Origin of the sequence: Afipia sp. OHSU_II-C1, from assembly GCF_000497575.1 — a bacterium.
Lineage (GTDB): Bacteria > Pseudomonadota > Alphaproteobacteria > Rhizobiales > Xanthobacteraceae > Afipia.
Window position 1 is genome coordinate 98,286 of record NZ_APJI01000026.1, and the last position, 17,139, is coordinate 115,424.

Consider the following 17,139-nt stretch of genomic DNA (forward strand, 5'->3'; position numbering starts at 1 on the left):
CCTATTGACCGGATTTCGGCTGAGGGGCGACGCGGTCGTTCTGCTCGCGCCATGAAGACGGAGCTGTCGGACGAAGACTTGTGTAAGGAGCCACCGTCGATCGGTAACCGACACCGGCGACCTTCGCGCCCGGGTCGGCGGGATCAGCGCCGACGAGCGGCGCCGTGATCGGCATGCACCCTCCCAGCGTGACGATCGCAACGGCCAGCCCAGCAAGGATCCGAAATCTGAATCTGAATATTTTTCCCGCCACCGAATGAACGGCGGCGAAGTTCGCCCCAAACTGCGCAAGCATGATTTTTTCCTGAACTGCCGATGAACCACAGGTACGCATGCCCTTAACGGGCGCGGCACCACGTCATTCCGTCAGTTCAGGAAATGGGGGGGCGGTAATGCCGAGGGGGAGCGTTATCGACGACGTTCCGGTAGCTCTCGGACTCGCAGACAGACGTCGGCGTTGAAGATTTGACAATGTCGATGACTGTGGTCGGCAGCGCGCTCAGGCAGACCATCCCGCAGCATTGTCCACCCGAGGCCTTGTGATGAGCAGTTGCAGGATCCGACGTTTCGTCAGCGACTGATGTCATACTGTCAGGGCTGTTCAATTTGTCGAAATCGGCGTTGCCGTCCGGATGTTCGTGTACGTGACCGTCCTTATGAACGTGCTGCGAAGTGCTATATTCATGCACGTGAACAATGCCCAGACCGTGATTCTCGTCGGTAAGGCAAGGCGCCGCACGCGAGCCGTCGGCGAACGCAAAGGAAACGCCCGGCGCCAGGACACAAAGCATATAGACCAGGGCGATCAACCACCCTGCCCTCAATCGCTTCGGTCTGGTTAGGCGCGTCAACATTTTGGCCTATCTACTTTAAGGTCGAAATCACACTAGTGATGTCTTGAACCTTACGCGGAAATGCTCTCTTCGCCAAGCCTGAACCTACCTGACATACAAAACGGTTCCATTGCGCATCCGTTCACCTGTCCACCCGTCCAATGACTGTCATCAGTTCCGCAATCTTTTTGCGTTGATCGCCCTTATCGCCACTCGTGATCGCGTGTTCCACGCAATGGGCGACATGGTCCTTCAGCACTTCCTCTTCGACTCGACGAAGGGCGGCACGAACCGCGGAAATCTGCGTTATAATGTCGATGCAATAGCGATCTTCGTCCACCATTTTAGACAAGCCACGTACTTGCCCCTCAATCCGGTTGAGACGCTTTTGACAAGATATCTTGATGTCTTTTCGCATATGGCCCATATACCCCTACATGGTATGGGTTGCAAGTGATGATGGAGACTTAGATGACCGCGTCGAAAAATGAAAATTCAGAAGGCGGCTCAAGTGGTTCTGGGTGCTGCTCGTCGAAGACCACTAAAGCTTCACGAGAAGCTGTGAAGACCGGGTGCTGTGGCGGAAGCCATGGTCATTCCAAACATGATCATGGGGGTCATCACCATCACGATCCTGGCAGGAATACGACGACGGTCATCGACCCCGTTTGCACGATGACCGTCGATCCCGCGACCAGTAAGCATCGGTTCGAGCACCACGGCCAGACCTACCATTTTTGTTCGACAACCTGCCGGACGAAGTTCGCGGCCTCGCCGGAGCAGTACCTCCACAAGACGCAACCTCAGCAACCCCACGTTCCGGAAGGTACGATCTATACCTGCCCTATGCATCCAGAGATCCGCCAGGTCGGACCCGGGAGCTGCCCGATCTGTGGCATGGCGCTCGAGCCTGAACTGGTCACTTTGGATGCTGCACCCAATCCCGAACTCGCGGACATGAGCCGACGCTTTTGGGTGGGGCTGGGGCTGGCTTTGCCGGTCATCGTCTTGGAAATGGGCGGCCATCTGATCGGAAGCCATCGCTGGATCGACCAGACGTTGTCAAACTGGATCCAGCTTGCCTTTGCGACGCCAGTGGTCCTTTGGGCAGGTTGGCCGTTCTTCGTGCGCGGCTGGCAATCGCTCGTCACCCGAAATCTGAACATGTTCACCCTGATTGCGATGGGCGTTGGCGTCGCCTACACCTACAGTGTCGTTGCAACCCTCGCACCCGGCATCTTCCCGCCGACCTTCCGCGGTCAAGACGGAGCCGTTGCCGTTTACTTCGAGGCCGCCGCCGTCATTACCGTGCTCGTTCTGCTCGGACAGGTCCTAGAGCTGCGTGCCCGCGAGGCGACGTCCGGGGCCATCAAAGCGCTCCTCGATCTAGCGCCGAAGATTGCGCGCCAGGTGGACGAGAGCGGTGCGGACCACGAGGTTCCGCTCGACAGCCTGAACGTGGGTGACAAACTGCGCGTTCGGCCGGGAGAGAAGGTGCCGGTGGATGGTGTCATTGTAAAAGGACGTTCGTCGTTGGACGAATCCCTTGTTACCGGGGAGTCTATGCCCGTCACCAAAGGGCCCGGGGCCAAGGTGATCGCAGGCACGCTCAATCAATCTGGCAGCTTCGTGATGCAGGCTGAGAAGGTCGGGCGAGACACGCTGCTATCCCAAATCGTGCAGATGGTCGCGCAAGCACAGCGTTCGCGTGCGCCGATCCAGCGCCTTGCCGACCAAGTGGCCAGCTGGTTCGTGCCGGCGGTCATTGTCGTGGCACTTGTCGCCTTCGGCGCCTGGGCGCTTTTTGGGCCCGAACCGCGCCTTGCATTCGGCCTTGTCGCGGCGGTCAGCGTCCTCATCATCGCGTGTCCTTGTGCGCTGGGACTTGCCACGCCGATGTCGATCATGGTCGGCGTTGGCCGCGGCGCCCAGGCGGGCGTATTGATCAAGAACGCCGAAGCGCTGGAGCGCATGGAGAAGGTCGACACGCTGGTAATCGACAAAACAGGAACGCTGACTGAAGGTAAACCGAAGGTCATTTTTATCGCCCCTGCCGCCGGATTTGAGGAGTCTGACATTCTGCAACTGGCGGCCAACGTCGAACGGTCGAGCGAGCATCCTCTCGCGGACGCCATCGTACGTGCTGCCAAGGAGCGGAATCTCAGTTTAAGCAACGTGGAGGATTTCAACTCGCCGACGGGCAAAGGCGTCACCGGCAAAGTGGAAGGCAAAGTCGTGTTTCTTGGAAACGCCGCCTATTTGAATTCAGTCGGTATCGAAACACAGGCATTGGACTCAGAAGCCGAACGGCTGCGCGGAGAGGGAGCAACCGTCATAAATATTGCTGTCGAGGGTAAGCTGGCGGGAATTTTTGCCATTGCCGATCCGGTAAAGGAATCGACGCCGAATGCATTGAAGGCGCTTGCAGCGGAAGGCATCCAGGTCATTATGCTGACTGGCGACAACCGGACCACGGCCAACGCGGTCGCAAAGCAGCTTGGCATTGCCGACGTGGAGGCAGAGGTGCTTCCAGATCAAAAGAGCGCGGTTGTAATCAAGCTGCAGAAGGCCGGACGCATCGTCGCAATGGCCGGCGACGGAGTAAACGATGCCCCTGCCCTCGCTGCGGCAGAAGTTGGAATTGCGATGGGCACGGGCACGGACGTCGCTATGGAAAGTGCAGGCGTGACGCTCTTGAAAGGCGATCTGGGCGGAATTGTCCGCGCTCGCCGCCTCTCTCAAGCGACAATGCGCAATATCCGGCAAAATCTATTCTTCGCTTTCATTTACAACGCAGCAGGAATCCCGGTCGCTGCGGGGATCCTTTATCCGACCTTCGGATTGTTGCTCTCACCGATTATCGCCGCAGCGGCCATGGCTCTGTCATCCGTGAGTGTTGTCGGCAACGCGCTGCGGTTGCGGGCCATGCATCTTTGATCTTACTTGATCAAGGAGGCTTTCGCTCCCGGATCGCTTGGTCTGGGAGCTTGATGGTCATGGGGCGCACTTTTTCTGCGCCCACCGCTTCTACCTGAAGACCTAAGATATTCGAGTCCTTCAGTCGGACAAATACAAATCGCTTTACCTGGCTTGCTGCCGTGGCTTGCCCGGGTCTTCGGAGTGCTGGCGGCTTTATATTCGCTACCGGCCCGCTTCTCGTTTCAACATCCCATGTCACGTGACTACCGTCATAACCATCTGGAATTCTTCGAACTGATCCGGATCATTGCGCAAAAGAAAACCATCGATCCGCATTGGTCGATGGGGACGTTACTCGCTTCACATGCGCGCCTGCCCCGAAAAAATTGCGCCAAGTCCGCCTACTCTGCCGGCTAAGCGGTTTGAGAGGCGCGATGCGCAGTAGATGTTCCGCCATTGCTGGCGCCTGTTTGCATCTGGAAACCTCAGCGAAACCGCTTGCCATCCCATTGCATCTTATGGCGGCAAAACAACCCGTCTCGGCTGCAATTGACGTCGATCGACGGCACACCTGAGTCGATCGACATATCGATCTCGAAGACGTTCCCTCGCCATACCTCGCGAAGCGCGCCTGCTCTGGAAATGAAAACACGATGAAGGCAGCCTTTCGGCGAGCATAGCGCTTGGCTATTGGAGCACCTGAACTGATCGAAGTGAATTGCGATGAACTCTTCGCCCCTCGGGCCTATAATGTATCGCAGATATCCCGTTCGAACATCTATCGCGTCGTCCATGCAGAGACGCTGCGCCGCTTTGAACGCCTTGTGAATCGCTGGCGGCAGCTGTTGCAGGCGTTCATCTGAGAGCGGGGAGAATTTGCCCTGTGCCATTCCTGCCGCGCGCGCATTTGCTCCGGTTACGGTCAGACACACCATGAGTACGATGAATAAATGCAGCATTGCATCCTCCTACAGTCTAGCAGAATCGGCCCCCTAAGTCAGATCAGTTCGAACACCACGCCGAGCCTCTTTTCCGTCATCCAAATAACTCGACAAGCTCGCCGAAACTCGTCTGCGGCAATTACAAGAGTAAATTTCTTCGGAACTGCTGCTGGGCCCCTAATTTCCAACAAGGCTCCAGTGGAACTGAGACTCCGGACTGTGCAGGAGATCGCCACATCTCCGAAAGAGATTATGCCGGCTCTAAAAACTTTCCTCCGTTCATGATATCCCAAGACCGACACCGCGTTTGTCTAATCGACTTTCTTCTCCGCCTTCTCGCCTAGTTTGACGATGTCGCCCTTCGTGAACAGAATCCCTTGTAGCTCCGCACGCCAGTCCGGCTTTTTTCGGAGAAGAAATTCGAGGTTCATTCCGAAATGTTTGAACTCCTCCTTCTGCGCGTTTGCCATAATCGCCTTGGCGTTCTTGTCCTTTTCGACAGAGATTCTCTGTTCGTACCAACTGATGGCTTCCGCCTCCTCGATCAGAGATGTGATCATCCGCGCGAAAGTACGAGTTTCCTGTGAAAGCTCTTCCGGCGGCTCGTGATACTGATCGAAACCCATCTGCTTTCCTTCCGTTGAAACAAAACTGCTTGCAGTTCTTCCACATCATTAAAGTTTGGGCGGCGCCAACAGGCGCAAGGCGTTTATGGTCACCAGAACCGTAGCGCCAGTATCCGCGAGAATGGCCGGCCACAGACCCGTCAAACCGACGACCGTCGTCACGAGGAATACGACCTTCAAACCAAGTGCGACAGCAATGTTCTGCTTGATGTTGATCATAGTGCGCTTTGACAGATCGACCATCGCCGCGACGTCTGCGACGCGACCGTGAAGCACAGCGGCGTCGGCGGTCTCGAGCGCGACGTCGGTGCCTCCGCCCATGGCGATGCCAACATCTGCGGCGGCCAGCGCGGGGGCATCGTTGATGCCGTCTCCAATTTTCGCAACTGACCAGCCCGCTTTCTGAAACTGAGCAACGATCCTCTGCTTGTCCTCAGGCAGCAATTCCGCCTGAACCTCGATTCCAAGACGCTCGCCGATTGCATTTGCCGTTCTGCGATTATCTCCAGTCAGCATGACCGTCTTGATGCCCATCTCGGTCAGTGCCTTCAGGCCTGCTCTTGCGTCCGGTCGGACCTCGTCGCGCATCGCGATTGCGCCAGCCACTTCATGCCCGACCAGAACGATGGAAACCGTCTTTCCCTCATGATTGAGCGCAGAAATCTGCGTCCTTTGCTCTGGTGTCATCGGAGCCCGTTCACCAGCGGCCTTCGGAGATCCGACGAACACCTCAACCCCCTCCACCATAGCACGAACGCCTACTCCGCCCATCGCGTTGGCGTCGGACGTCGGCGGCAACGATAGCTCCCGCTCGGTTGCTTTCGCTAGAATGGCTGTGGCGAGGGGGTGGCTCGAACCCAACTCGAGCGCGGCGGCAAACCGCAATACGTCCGTTTCGGTGCGTCCATAGCCGATGATGTCCGTGACCTGGGGCTTACCGGCGGTCAATGTCCCGGTCTTGTCAAAGCACGCGACGGTGATCTTGCCGATCTGCTCGAGTACGGCGCCGCCCTTCATCAAGAGCCCCCGCCTTGCCCCTGCGGATAAGCTTGCGGCAATGGCGGCCGGCGTCGAAATCACCAGCGCGCATGGGCAGCCAATCAGGAGGATGGCAAGCCCCTTATAAATCCAGTTACTCCAGACACCGCCGAACAGGAGTGGCGGAACGACGGCGATCAAGGCCGCAACAACCACCACACCGGGGGTGTAGTACCGGGAAAAGCGATCAATGAAGCGCTCTGTCGGAGCCTTCGATTCTTGAGCTTCCTCGACTAATCGGACGACACGCGCGATCGTATTGTCGGAAGCTGCGGCCGTGACGCGCACACGCAGCAAGCCATCACCGTTGACGGTACCGGCAAATACGATTTCCCCAGGTCCCTTTCGGACCGGTGTGCTTTCGCCGGTCACCGGCGCTTCGTCGATCCCGCTTTCTCCAGAAAGGATGACGCCGTCGGCCGGGATGCGATCGCCGGGTCGGATTTGGATGATCGCTCCGACCGAAAGACTGTCCGCCTGCACCTCGCGAACCAACCCATTTTCTTCCAGCCGGGCCGTTTTCGGAACAAGCTTGGTCAAGTCCTGGATGCTGGCACGGGCGCGACTTGCGGCCACGCCTTCCAAGAGTTCGCCAATCAGGAACAGGAAGACAACAGTCGCGGCCTCTTCGGTTGCTCCAATGATCACCGCACCCACGGCGGCGACTGACATCAACATTTCGATCGAGAATGGCGTGCCAGCCCGCGCTGCAGATAGCGCGCGCTTCGCGATTGGAACGAGCCCGACCATCATGGCGAAAAGGAATGCCCAACGCTCTGTAGCAGGAAAGAATTTGCCCAGTAGAAAAGCCGAGGCCAAGGCCAAGCCGCACGCAATGGTGAGCATCCCCTTGCGGGTTCGCCACCAAGCCTGGTTGCTCGAACCGGCCCCATCAACGTGCGAATGGAGTTGGTCGTAAGAAGCCGGGAGCGTTCCATCATCCGTCTCATCACCAGCGGGCTTGGCTGCAAGCTCTTCCACGCGCGTGATTCGATAGCCCAAATCCGAGATCTGGTTTTGAATCTTTTCGTTTTCCGCTTTACCGTCATGACTAACTGTCACCGTGCCCCGACGTACTGAGACCGTTACGTCGCCAACACCGGGCATCCGTTGCAGGGCGTTTTCGATCTTCGTGGCGCAAGAGGCACAGTCCATCCCCTCGACACCGAGGCGCAAACTGCGTGGGGTGCCGGCCATGGGCGGGCTTTTGGTTGTGTGGCTGATCATGTTTTGCCTTCTTTGCGCAGCCTTTTATATAACGCCGCGACGGCGTCGGAAAAATTGATCGCCGAGTTCTGAGCGCAGTGATCTTCGAGGAAATGCAACTGGTTTACGAGATCGAACGTGACCGGATTGAGGTCGAGTTGTTCATCGACACCGCTGGGTCTGCTCGACAGAATTCCACTCATGAAGCCTTGTGCCCAAGCCAGATAGTCGCGACGAAGGATAGGGTTGGATCTAATATCAATGCTGAAACGCTGACACGTCGTTGCGCCCAGCCCGACAATCTTGGCTTGGGAAGATTGCGCCTGAACTGCAGACCATGAACCAGCGGCTGTCAGGAAAAACATTCCCACGGTCCATGGGAAGCACAAACGAAAGACGCTTGGGAGAGCGGAGCATATGGTGCGATGCGCCGGATTCTCTGGGCCGATGGGACGAAAGCCTGACCTTATCGCCATGAACCGCTATCCTCGTTTAATCATCCTATTTCTTGAATTTCGCCTGGCCTGATTTTCCGTCGGCTGTCTTGATGGTCAGCGTGATCGTCGCGCCCGCGGCAATCGGGGCCTTTGCCTCGCCCTTCAATGCGTTCTCTCCCGATGGCGCAAGTGTGACCGTCTCGCGCCCCGCTCCCATGGCAATAAGAGCGGCGCCCGTGAAGCCCTTTGTGGAAACCGGCTTTTTGCTTTCGTCAAAGACGTTGATCATGATTGTGCTTCCGGATGTAACCAGTTCTGCTTCAACTCCTGCGACATCCTCCATCTGCCCGCCATTCGGTCCCTTTTGGCTTCCATGGGAATGTTGCGCGAAAGACGGCACCGACCAGATGAGGGACAGCACAATGATTGCAATGTATTTCATGTTGTAACTCCATTGGTTGTGGGTTGAGGTCCTTCGCCCCTCTCGCCGTTCTCACGCCGGAAAAGAACGTAGAGCGCCGGCAGGACAAGAAGCGTGAGAAGTGTCGATGAAATAATTCCGCCGATTACGACGGTCGCCAGCGGCCTTTGAACTTCTGCTCCGGCGCCGGTGGCAACCGCCATCGGCACGAAGCCGAGCGACGCAACAAGCGCCGTCATGAGGACGGGCCGCAGCCTCGTCAATGCGCCCTCTCTGACAGCATCTATGATCGCGTGACCTTCGGAGCGCAGCTTTTCGATGAAGGTGATAATCACCAGCCCGTTAAGCACGGCGACACCGGACAGCGCGATAAATCCAATGCCTGCGCTGATCGAAAGAGGAATGCCCCTAAGCAAGAGCGCAAGTATGCCGCCGGTCAATGCGAGCGGAACGCCGCTGAACACCAAGAGCGCGTCAGGCATCGAACCCAAGCTCATGAAGAGCAGCAGAAAGATCAGAAGTAGCGCGATTGGCACAACGATGGTCAATCGCTGCGTTGCGGAGACCAGTTGCTCAAACTGACCGCCCCACCCGACCCAATAGCCTGCCGGAATCTTCACTTTCTCGGCGATCTGGCTTTGCGCATCGGCAACGAACGATCCCAGGTCCCGTCCCCGCACGTTCGCGGAAACAACGATTCGGCGCTTGCCGTCCTCGCGACTGATCTGATTGGGGCCCGGCGCGACATCGATCTGGGCAAGTTCGGACAACGGGGCGTATCTGATCTGGGCGAGCGGAGAATTTCCCCAAACTGCGCGCGTCGTCATCGCCTTCGCCTGCCCGTCGAGCGGAGGCAGCGGTATCGGAAGCGACCTGATCGCTTCCAAATTTGTGCGCAAGCGCTCCGGAAGCCGCACAACCAGTTCGAAGCGCCGATCGCCCTCGAAAACCAGACCAGCACTCTTACCGCCGACAGCGATCTCGACGAGATTTTGAACGTCCGCGACGCTGATGCCGTAGCGCGACAACGCCGCACGATTGAGCTTGACAGTCAGTACCGGCAGCCCCGAAATCTGCTCGGTCTTGACATCGGCCGCGCCCTGGACGTTCTGTATGACAGCCTGAACCTGTGCAGCAACTTGAGCCAGAACCTCCAGATCGTCGCCGAAGATCTTGACGCCGACATCGCTGCGAACCCCCGAAATCAATTCATTGAAGCGCAACTGAATCGGCTGCGAGAGTTCGTAGCTGCTGCCCGCGATTTCTTCGGCAGCTTTCTCGATGGCTGTGACGACCTCACTCTTTGGCTTCTTCGGATCCGGCCACTGTTCACGCGGCTTGAGCATCACGTAGCCATCGGAGATCGAAGGCGGCATCGGATCGGTTGCAACTTCTGCAACGCCAGTACGGGCGAAAGTTTCCTTCACCTCAGGTATCTTGAGAAGGCGCTTCTCGAGCATTTGTTGCATCTCGAGCGACTGCGTTAGGCTTGTGCCTGGAATACGAATCGCCTGCAGGGCGACATCTCCCTCGTCCAGGCTCGGGATGAACTCGCCGCCCATTTTGGACGCCGCGAAGCCGCTAATAATGACCAGGAACGCGGCCAGGAACGCAATCATGCCGCGATGCTGGATTGACTTCGATAACAGGGGAACATAGATGCGGCGCGAGCCGCGCATGAACCAGTTCTCTTTCTCCGACACTCGGCCAGTTACCAGCAGCGCGACCGCGGCAGGTACGAACGTCATCGACAGGATGCTGGCGCCAAGCAACGCCATCAGCACCGTGAGAGCCATCGGCGTGAACATCTTGCCCTCGACGCCGGTCAGCGTGAGGACGGGCAGGTAGACGACCGCGATGATGAGAGTGCCGAACAGGCTTGGACGGATAACTTCGCGTGATCCCTCCAGAATCGTCGCGAAACGCTCTTCGCGTTTGAGAACGCGGCCCAATTTTTGCTGCTCATGCGCCAGCAAGCGCAGACAGTTTTCGACGATGATGACGGCGCCATCGATGATGATACCGAAATCGATTGCACCCAAGCTCATCAGGTTGGCGCTGACCTTGTTTTCGAACATTCCCGTGACGGTGAACAGCATGGACAACGGGATCACGAACGCCGTTGCGATCGCCGCCTTGAAGTTCCCGAGGATCAAAAACAGAATGACGATGACGAGAAGCGCACCTTCCACGAGATTCTTTTCCACGGTTGCGATCGTGGCTTCAACGAGATGGGTACGGTCGTAGATCGCGCGGGCCGTCACGCCTTCCGGAAGCGACCGGCCGATCTGTTCGAGCTTCGCGGCAACGCGCTGCGCAACCGTACGACTGTTCTCGCCGATCAGAAGCATCGCGGTGCCCAGCACCATTTCTTTGCCGTTCAGCGTGGCCGCGCCGGTTCGAAGATCCTTGCCCTCTTTCACGTCGGCAACGTCGGAAATACGAACTGGCACGCCATTGCGCGACCCGATGACCACCTGCTTGATCTCTTCGATGTTGGCGACTTGTCCGGGCGTGCGCACCAGATATTGCTCGCCGTTGCGCTCGATATATCCGGCGCCGACATTGGCATTATTGGCAGCAAGCGCGGACATGATGTCGCGAAAGCTAAGTTTGTAGGCCATCAATTGCGCCGGATCAGGAAGCACATGAAACTGCTTCTCGAAGCCGCCGATGGTGTTGACTTCGATTACGCCCGAAGTGTTTCGCAGTTGCGGTTTGATGATCCAGTCCTGAATTGTCCGCAGATCCGTCGGGGTGAATTCCTCGCCGCTGGGTTTGAGCGCTCCTGGCTTGGCCTCAACCGTATACAGATAGATTTCTCCAAGACCGGTCGAAATCGGGCCCATCGCCGTTTCGACACCCGTGGGCAGGCTGTCCTTGACCTGCTGAATGCGCTCATTGACGAGTTGTCGCGCGAAATAAATGTCGGTGCCGTCTTTAAAGACGACGGTTACCTGGCTCAGCCCGTATCGGGAAAGCGACCGAGTGTTAAGCAGGTTAGGAAGACCGCCCATACCGGTTTCGATCGGAAACGTGATCCGCTGTTCCACCTCAAGCGGTGAGTAGCCCGGGGCGCTGGTATTGATCTGAACCTGAACGTTGGTGATGTCGGGCACCGCATCGATCGGCAGGCGCGTGAAATTCCACGCTCCGAACGCTGCCATGAGCACAGCACCGATCATCACCAGCCACCTCTGGCGGATGGAAAACGAAAGGATACCGTCAATCATTGGACTTCTCCGGACGTTTGCCGATTTCCCGGATGCGAGCGAAAGAATGGATGGGGGTTATGAACACGACGCCATCTCCCTTCCTTCCGGTCCAGGCTGCAGACGCGATGCGGTCACGAATCTCATCGGCCAGTTCGGGTCGGCACACCAGCCGGAGTTCGAGAAAATTATGATATGTGAGATCGAATTCAGACGAGACATAGGCACCGCCTTGCCCTCGTCCTCGCCCCTGACCGCGGGTTTCGGTGAATGTGAAACCCGGAAAGTCAGGCAGGTCGTGAAGCATGCGCACCACGTGCCCTTCCATGTGCGGCCTAATCAGCGCTGTTACCAGCATCATGTCGCGATCAGTGTTCATGCGAAGCCGATCCTTTCGCCATCTCTGCCTTGACGATAAAACTGTTCTGGGCGGCATAGACGTCGCCCTCCACAAGGCCGAATGCTATTTCGACGATTTCCGGGTCGCGCCCGCCGAGTTCGACATCGCGGACTTCAAACTTGTCGCCGTTGCGGACGAACACGACGGTTCGATTTTCCACTGTCTGCAGCGCGGACGATTTCACCGCGACATTCACCTTCTTCGCCGACAACGACAGCCGACCAGTAATGAATAGGCCCGGACGCAGCCGTTGATCTAAATTTAGCACGATGGCTCTCGCGATTGCGCTCTGGGTGTCGCTGCTTCCGATTGGAGCCAGATAGGCAATCTTCGTTTCGATCGGCGGACCACCGTCGGCCGGATCGACAAAAACCTGGTCGCCGACGCTGACGCGGTTCAGATCGCGGCGGTAGACAGAAAGATCCACCCAGACGGTCGACAGATCCGCGATAACAAACGCCGGCTTTTGCTCGGAAACGTATTCGCCCAGTGTGGTCTGGCGATCGATCACCGTACCCGCGAGAGACGCCTTCAGTTCATAAGGCGTAAGGCTCTGGTTGCTCTCGACGATCGCAAGAACATCGCCCTTTTGGACGCGATCGCCGACCCGCTTGCGGGTTTCGCGCACGATTCCGGGAAATCTCGGCGTGACCTGCACCAGCGATTCCTGGTTTGGCTGGACAACGCCGTTCAACAGCAGGCTATCGCGCAAGACGCCGGGTGATGCCTTGGCAAGTTCGATACCGGCTGCGGCCACTTTGGCGTCGCTCATTTCGACCCCTTCGGAATGTTCTTCCTTTTCCACCTTTTCCGTCGAGCCTGGTTTGGGAGTTGCCGGCGCCAGCAACCGATAGCCGCCATAAGCAAGCGTCCCGACAACTAGCAAAAACACCGAGTACCGAATTAGTCCTTTGATCATCTTGAACTCTCGCGGGTTAGCGAAAACGGGTTACCGACGAGACCTTCGATCGTCGCGATGGCGATATGGAAATTCTGCAAGGCCTCCTGCTCGCGAAGGAGCGCCTGCAAAACCGAGCCCCGGACGTCGAGCAGCTCGAGCAAGGTGAACCTGCCTTGCGTGTAGCCGCTCAGGATAGTCTCAGAAGCGCTGCGCGCCTTCGGGATGACCGAAGACCGCAGCAGCTTGAGTTCCGCAAGCGCTCCAGTCAGCGTGTCGTAGGCACGGCCCGCGATGCTGATGAGGACGAGCTTGTTGATGGCGCGCTCGGCATTGGTCTTTGCCAACGACTCCTGGGCCGCGATGATGTTGCCGGTGTTTTGGTCGAAGATCGGCAACGGAATCGAGACGCCCAAGCGCACGGCGTTGTCGTTGGTGTCCTGATAATGCCGCCAACCCGCCGAAATGCGCGGGTCAGGGATCGCTTTTAGGCGCGCGATGAGCAGTTCGGCATTGCGCTGGGCAGTGACGGCAGTCCACCGCATGAGCTGGGGATTGGCTTCGATGGCGTTGACGACCGCCTGAAAAGAAGGTGGCTGGCCAATATTCGCAAGCCGCCCGACCGCGGTTCCGAAACGCGGACTGCTGTCGCCCATCAGGATGGCCAGATCCCGCCGCGCTGTCGCCAATAGCGTTTTCGACCGCTCGCGTTCGACTCGAAACAGATCGGCCGCGACCTGGGCCCGCAGGGTCTCGGCTGGCGACGAAGCGCCCTCCTGGACGCGTTTTTGAAGCAGTGGAATGAGCGTATCGAAGCTTGCAATCTGCTCGTCGAAGATCTCGATCCGGCGTTGGGCGCTGATAATCGTGATGAACGCGATCGCGGTTTCCGAGAGGACTTCGAGACGCGTCGCGCGCCTTTGCCAGACCGCGCTTCCTACGCCGGCTTCGCCGGCGGCAAGACGAGCTTCGCGCTTCCCTCCAAGCTCGACGAGTTGGCTGAGCTGTAAAGTTGTCTCGGCAGATCGCGTTCCCTTGTAGGGACCCGAGCCAAGGGCACTATCCAGTTCAAAGGAAACGTCAGGATTAGGCAACGCTCCAGCCTGAATGCGAAGCCCCCCTGCTATCCCGATATCGCGTTCAGCGGCTGTTAAGCGCGGATTAGCCGACAGCGCCCGCTGCAGGGCCTGCGGCAGCGAAATGGAGCGCGTGGGACGCGGTTCGGTGGCTGCAGCGGGAATTGTTATCATAAGCAATGCGCAAATCACGCGCAAAGCCGTTCGGACGAAAGACATAATACTGACCTGAAAACGGAGAAACGGCGACGCGAGAGAGCCGCGTCGCTACGACAACGTTCAGATCAGATTTTTGGGGGGTGGCGTGTCGAGCCGGGGGTGGTCTTCGACCAGGAGCGTCGGTTCCCTGAATCGTGGCCCAATAAGCTGAGCCGAAGGAGTAGCAACCCGGGCCAGGACCGGCACTAAAATCGGTGCATAGACTTGACAATACTCACCGCCGGCGGACAATTTTTCGGAGTTTCCGTCGTCGAGACCGTCCGTTGCCAAACTCGCTTCAAGCGCAATCGTTGTTGGAATGACCTTGAAACCTGTGATCGTTTCGTTCACATGCGCGGTCGCATGGGCCAGTCCAACAAAAAGATAAACGAACGCCAGGAACATCACCAGCGCCGGGCGAATGCGCAGCGCTCGTTGATCAAATAGATTCCGGCTGGCCCGATGTTCCATATGGTCCGAATAGCAAATTCCGTTACTGAACACTATCACAAAGTGCCTGAAATCAGCTTCTCGAGTTTGATTTTCACCCGAAACTACCCTAGCGGTGGTTCAGTCAGTCGATTGCGACACTTTGAGGCACATACATGGGTGAAGGTCATTCGCACGGAGGAGCTATCCCATCGGCGGCTGGCCGACACCGGAAACCTCTCTATATCGCGCTCGCGCTGACCTTGACTTACATGACCGCCGAAATCGTCGGCGGGATTTGGACCGGAAGTCTTGCGCTGATCGCCGACGCCGCGCACATGGGAACCGACGCCGGCGGCCTAGCTCTGGCGTTGTTTGCGATTTACTTCGCCCAGAAGTCCACAACTCCACAAAAGACGTATGGCTATCTGCGCACTGAAATCCTCGCCGCATTGACCAATGCCGTGGTGCTGTTGCTCCTGACGGTTTACATTCTTTATGAGGCTTACAAACGATTTCTGTCGCCGCCCGAAATTCTCAGCGGACCGATGCTTGCCGTCGCGGCGGTTGGCCTTGTCGTCAATCTCATCAGCATGAAGCTGCTTTCGGCTGGTTCTTCGGAAAGCCTCAACGTCCAGGGTGCCTATTTCGAGGTGCTCAGCGATATGCTCGGTTCGCTGGGGGTGATCGCCGCCGCCCTGATCATCATGTACACCGGCTGGACCTTGGCCGATCCCATCATCGGCGCCGGCATCGGCCTGTTTATCGTGCCCCGAACCTGGACGCTGTTGAAGCAAGCCGTCCATATCCTGATGGAGGGGGTTCCGGTCGAAGTTGATGTGCCTTCACTTGAAAAGGCATTGCTGGAAATTCCCGGTGTGACCGCCATTCATGATTTGCACGTCTGGACCATTACATCCGGAACGGATTCATTGACCGGCCACGTGGTTGTCACCGACATGAAAGACGCACGGGCAATCCTGATGAACGCAAAGGCCGTTCTCGAGGAGAAATTCAAGATCGATCATGTGACGATTCAGATTGAGGACGAGGAAATGCGAACGGCCGAGCCTGTGCTGCGCATCTGAAGCTGTCCTGTCGGTCCCCGACCTACACGAAGTTGCCTGCCGCCGGTTCAGCCATTGCATCAGTCTGATTCCGGAATGCTGGCGAAAATTTAAACCAAATAGAGAGTTAAAAATATTCGGCACCGCAACGGCTCAGTTGCGGCGTGCGCAGATTATGGCGATGCGGCCGACCATCTCGGAAACGGTGTTCACGCGACGCACACCATCAAACCCTGTCTTCTTGATTAAGTTCAACCAACTGCCGTCGAGATGGGACTTCGCGGTCTCAGAGCCGAACAAATAGCCGGTGCCGCGAAGTGCGTGGATCTCTCGCGGGTGCAGCGGTTGGTCGAAGTCGGCAATGTGCAGTGTACCGCCGTGCCGCAATACTCGCCTCATTTCCTTGAGGAGGGCAACCTTATCACTCAGCCGTAAAGGATGCAGCGCGAGCGATAAGATCACCTTGTCGAATGATGCAGCACGGCAATTGATGCAGTGCTGATTCCCGTGCAAAAGCTCGAGATTGCTTAAGGCGTTGCGGACGCTCGTGTTTAATCCCGCAGGCTGTACGGCAGAAAAATGTACTGCGGGATACTGACGTGCAAGCACCTCGCACAAGCTGCACCCCTCCGCGCTCACCTCCAGGACTCGCTCGCCTGAACGTAGCGCGGCCTCCTGTATTAGTGGCTCCCGCCAGTTTCGCGCCCGAATCGTTAACCGGTAGCCCCATTTACATACGAACATGAGCAAGCGAACGCGCACCGAACTCATAAGTGATGAACGGCAAGTTATAGGCATGTCAGTGTGACCGCGTACGTGACTGTCTGTGTTTGCCACTATCCGTTCGCATCTGTTCAAGTTTGGCCGCGACGGACAATGACTGGGCCGGACCGAGTTTCCCGATGAAGCGAACATAGAGTAGTTCGCTGACCAGCTCGACAAGCGTCTGCGCTACAATGACGGCAGGCAATACCGGGACTGCGCCGGGTATTGCAAATGCAATTGGTAGCACCACGAGCGAATTCCGTGTAGCAGCACTGAAGGCAACTGATCGACCGGCCGGCGCATCGAGACGGAACAGTCGCCCAATGCTCCAACCGATCAAGGGCGCGGAAACCGCGAACGCTACATAAATTGGAAGCACGTGCAACACAGCATTCATTGCCGACCCAAGCCGCGGCACCACGGCGGCGGTGACCACGAACAGGACAAGCGCTGTCGCCGGCACCGCCAGCATCCCCAACACCGTTGACACCCGAGTAATGGCGTTGCTGCTCGCAGCCCATAACTGCACGACGGCAGCGAGAACGAGAGGAACAGCAATCAACCACACGAATGCATGGACGAACGGCCCGAACTGCACGAGACCGGCGGCATCTTCTCCGAGCAACAGACCAAGATAAATCGGTAGCAGCAGCATTTGCAGAATAAGCAGGGC

General features: G+C 57.6%; 18 protein-coding genes and 1 pseudogene. 3 read left to right on the forward strand and 16 right to left on the reverse strand.

The window, feature by feature from the left end; all coding sequences use genetic code 11:
• Position 1: 1 nt before the first annotated feature.
• The 3 genes from I554_RS0124385 to I554_RS0124395 all read right to left on the reverse strand — a co-directional run bounded on the left by I554_RS0124385 (position 2) and on the right by I554_RS0124395 (position 1,251).
• Positions 2–295 carry a hypothetical protein gene (locus tag I554_RS0124385; RefSeq protein ID WP_002714847.1) on the reverse strand — a complete coding sequence of 98 codons (294 nt, stop codon included), beginning with the start codon at positions 293–295 and terminating at the stop codon, positions 2–4.
• A 76-nt stretch (positions 296–371) separates the two neighbouring features.
• On the reverse strand, positions 372–809 hold the full coding sequence (locus I554_RS26690; protein WP_244432852.1) for a hypothetical protein: 438 nt from the start codon (positions 807–809) through the stop codon (positions 372–374).
• A 166-nt stretch (positions 810–975) separates the two neighbouring features.
• Positions 976–1,251, reverse strand: coding sequence for a metal-sensitive transcriptional regulator (locus I554_RS0124395; protein WP_024575748.1), 276 nt, complete (start codon positions 1,249–1,251; stop codon positions 976–978).
• 53 nt (positions 1,252–1,304) lie between these two features.
• Here I554_RS0124395 and I554_RS0124400 point away from each other — a divergent pair, with 53 nt between their 5' ends.
• Positions 1,305–3,770 (forward strand): heavy metal translocating P-type ATPase, encoded by a 2,466-nt coding sequence (locus I554_RS0124400; RefSeq protein ID WP_029659692.1) that lies wholly within the window; start codon positions 1,305–1,307, stop codon positions 3,768–3,770.
• Between the two features lie 234 nt (positions 3,771–4,004).
• A complete protein-coding gene (locus tag I554_RS27440; protein WP_155848258.1) occupies positions 4,005–4,169 on the forward strand; it encodes a hypothetical protein in 165 nt (54 codons plus the stop codon).
• Between the two features lie 68 nt (positions 4,170–4,237).
• Here the strand turns inward: I554_RS27440 and I554_RS0124410 are convergent, their stop codons facing one another.
• The 11 genes from I554_RS0124410 to I554_RS0124455 all read right to left on the reverse strand — a co-directional run bounded on the left by I554_RS0124410 (position 4,238) and on the right by I554_RS0124455 (position 14,676).
• Positions 4,238–4,711, reverse strand: a complete 474-nt coding sequence (locus I554_RS0124410) for a hypothetical protein (RefSeq protein WP_024575747.1) — start codon at positions 4,709–4,711, stop codon at positions 4,238–4,240.
• A 38-nt stretch (positions 4,712–4,749) separates the two neighbouring features.
• Positions 4,750–4,995: a PilZ domain-containing protein gene (locus tag I554_RS26695; RefSeq protein WP_081710868.1), complete on the reverse strand. Its 246-nt coding sequence runs from the start codon at positions 4,993–4,995 to the stop codon at positions 4,750–4,752.
• 9 nt (positions 4,996–5,004) lie between these two features.
• The gene (locus I554_RS0124415; RefSeq protein WP_002714842.1) at positions 5,005–5,319 is read right to left on the reverse strand and encodes a hypothetical protein; all 315 of its coding nucleotides are present in this window, start codon (positions 5,317–5,319) and stop codon (positions 5,005–5,007) included.
• 48 nt (positions 5,320–5,367) lie between these two features.
• Positions 5,368–7,554, reverse strand: coding sequence for a heavy metal translocating P-type ATPase (locus I554_RS0124420; RefSeq protein ID WP_024575746.1), 2,187 nt, complete (start codon positions 7,552–7,554; stop codon positions 5,368–5,370).
• Positions 7,555–7,580: 26 nt separating this feature from the next.
• A complete protein-coding gene (locus I554_RS25855) occupies positions 7,581–7,928 on the reverse strand; it encodes a hypothetical protein (RefSeq protein ID WP_034461932.1) in 348 nt (115 codons plus the stop codon).
• Positions 7,929–8,064: 136 nt separating this feature from the next.
• Entirely contained in the window at positions 8,065–8,442 is a 378-nt protein-coding gene (locus I554_RS0124430; protein ID WP_002714838.1) for a hypothetical protein, read from the reverse strand.
• Entirely contained in the window at positions 8,439–11,654 is a 3,216-nt protein-coding gene (locus tag I554_RS0124435; RefSeq protein WP_024575745.1) for a CusA/CzcA family heavy metal efflux RND transporter, read from the reverse strand. The genes I554_RS0124430 and I554_RS0124435 overlap by 4 nt, the downstream gene beginning before the upstream one ends.
• Positions 11,647–12,012, reverse strand: a complete 366-nt coding sequence (locus I554_RS0124440) for a P-II family nitrogen regulator (protein ID WP_002714836.1) — start codon at positions 12,010–12,012, stop codon at positions 11,647–11,649. The genes I554_RS0124435 and I554_RS0124440 overlap by 8 nt, the downstream gene beginning before the upstream one ends.
• Positions 12,002–12,952 (reverse strand): divalent metal ion exporter adaptor subunit IhpB, encoded by a 951-nt coding sequence (gene ihpB, locus I554_RS0124445; protein WP_002714835.1) that lies wholly within the window; start codon positions 12,950–12,952, stop codon positions 12,002–12,004. The genes I554_RS0124440 and ihpB overlap by 11 nt, the downstream gene beginning before the upstream one ends.
• The gene (gene ihpA, locus I554_RS0124450) at positions 12,949–14,226 is read right to left on the reverse strand and encodes a divalent metal ion exporter subunit IhpA (RefSeq protein WP_002714834.1); all 1,278 of its coding nucleotides are present in this window, start codon (positions 14,224–14,226) and stop codon (positions 12,949–12,951) included. The genes ihpB and ihpA overlap by 4 nt, the downstream gene beginning before the upstream one ends.
• A 60-nt stretch (positions 14,227–14,286) precedes the next feature.
• Positions 14,287–14,676: a hypothetical protein gene (locus tag I554_RS0124455; RefSeq protein WP_024575744.1), complete on the reverse strand. Its 390-nt coding sequence runs from the start codon at positions 14,674–14,676 to the stop codon at positions 14,287–14,289.
• A 134-nt stretch (positions 14,677–14,810) separates the two neighbouring features.
• Between I554_RS0124455 and I554_RS0124460 the strand changes: the two genes are divergently transcribed.
• Entirely contained in the window at positions 14,811–15,722 is a 912-nt protein-coding gene (locus I554_RS0124460) for a cation diffusion facilitator family transporter (RefSeq protein ID WP_024575743.1), read from the forward strand.
• A gap of 132 nt (positions 15,723–15,854) precedes the next feature.
• On the opposite strand, the gene I554_RS27795 is transcribed toward I554_RS0124460, so the two are convergent.
• Positions 15,855–16,616, reverse strand: a complete 762-nt coding sequence (locus I554_RS27795) for a class I SAM-dependent methyltransferase (protein ID WP_343206151.1) — start codon at positions 16,614–16,616, stop codon at positions 15,855–15,857.
• Positions 16,501–17,139 (reverse strand): annotated as a pseudogene (locus tag I554_RS27700) (hypothetical protein); the annotation flags it as partial. The pseudogene I554_RS27700 and the gene I554_RS27795, both read right to left, overlap by 116 nt.

What these genes read in the sequence shown, in the direction of transcription:
- I554_RS0124385 (WP_002714847.1), bottom strand. Translation starts at nt 295, where the DNA reads ATGCTTGCGCAGTTTGGGGCGAACTTCGCCGCCGTTCATTCGGTGGCG.
- I554_RS0124395 (WP_024575748.1), bottom strand. Translation starts at nt 1,251, where the DNA reads ATGCGAAAAGACATCAAGATATCTTGTCAAAAGCGTCTCAACCGGATT.
- I554_RS0124400 (WP_029659692.1), top strand. Translation starts at nt 1,305, where the DNA reads ATGACCGCGTCGAAAAATGAAAATTCAGAAGGCGGCTCAAGTGGTTCT.
- I554_RS27440 (WP_155848258.1), top strand. Translation starts at nt 4,005, where the DNA reads ATGTCACGTGACTACCGTCATAACCATCTGGAATTCTTCGAACTGATC.
- I554_RS0124410 (WP_024575747.1), bottom strand. Translation starts at nt 4,711, where the DNA reads ATGCTGCATTTATTCATCGTACTCATGGTGTGTCTGACCGTAACCGGA.
- I554_RS0124415 (WP_002714842.1), bottom strand. Translation starts at nt 5,319, where the DNA reads ATGGGTTTCGATCAGTATCACGAGCCGCCGGAAGAGCTTTCACAGGAA.
- I554_RS0124420 (WP_024575746.1), bottom strand. Translation starts at nt 7,554, where the DNA reads ATGGCCGGCACCCCACGCAGTTTGCGCCTCGGTGTCGAGGGGATGGAC.
- I554_RS25855 (WP_034461932.1), bottom strand. Translation starts at nt 7,928, where the DNA reads ATGTTTTTCCTGACAGCCGCTGGTTCATGGTCTGCAGTTCAGGCGCAA.
- I554_RS0124430 (WP_002714838.1), bottom strand. Translation starts at nt 8,442, where the DNA reads ATGAAATACATTGCAATCATTGTGCTGTCCCTCATCTGGTCGGTGCCG.
- I554_RS0124435 (WP_024575745.1), bottom strand. Translation starts at nt 11,654, where the DNA reads ATGATTGACGGTATCCTTTCGTTTTCCATCCGCCAGAGGTGGCTGGTG.
- I554_RS0124440 (WP_002714836.1), bottom strand. Translation starts at nt 12,012, where the DNA reads ATGAACACTGATCGCGACATGATGCTGGTAACAGCGCTGATTAGGCCG.
- ihpB (WP_002714835.1), bottom strand. Translation starts at nt 12,952, where the DNA reads ATGATCAAAGGACTAATTCGGTACTCGGTGTTTTTGCTAGTTGTCGGG.
- ihpA (WP_002714834.1), bottom strand. Translation starts at nt 14,226, where the DNA reads ATGTCTTTCGTCCGAACGGCTTTGCGCGTGATTTGCGCATTGCTTATG.
- I554_RS0124455 (WP_024575744.1), bottom strand. Translation starts at nt 14,676, where the DNA reads ATGGAACATCGGGCCAGCCGGAATCTATTTGATCAACGAGCGCTGCGC.
- I554_RS0124460 (WP_024575743.1), top strand. Translation starts at nt 14,811, where the DNA reads ATGGGTGAAGGTCATTCGCACGGAGGAGCTATCCCATCGGCGGCTGGC.
- I554_RS27795 (WP_343206151.1), bottom strand. Translation starts at nt 16,616, where the DNA reads ATGTTCGCTTCATCGGGAAACTCGGTCCGGCCCAGTCATTGTCCGTCG.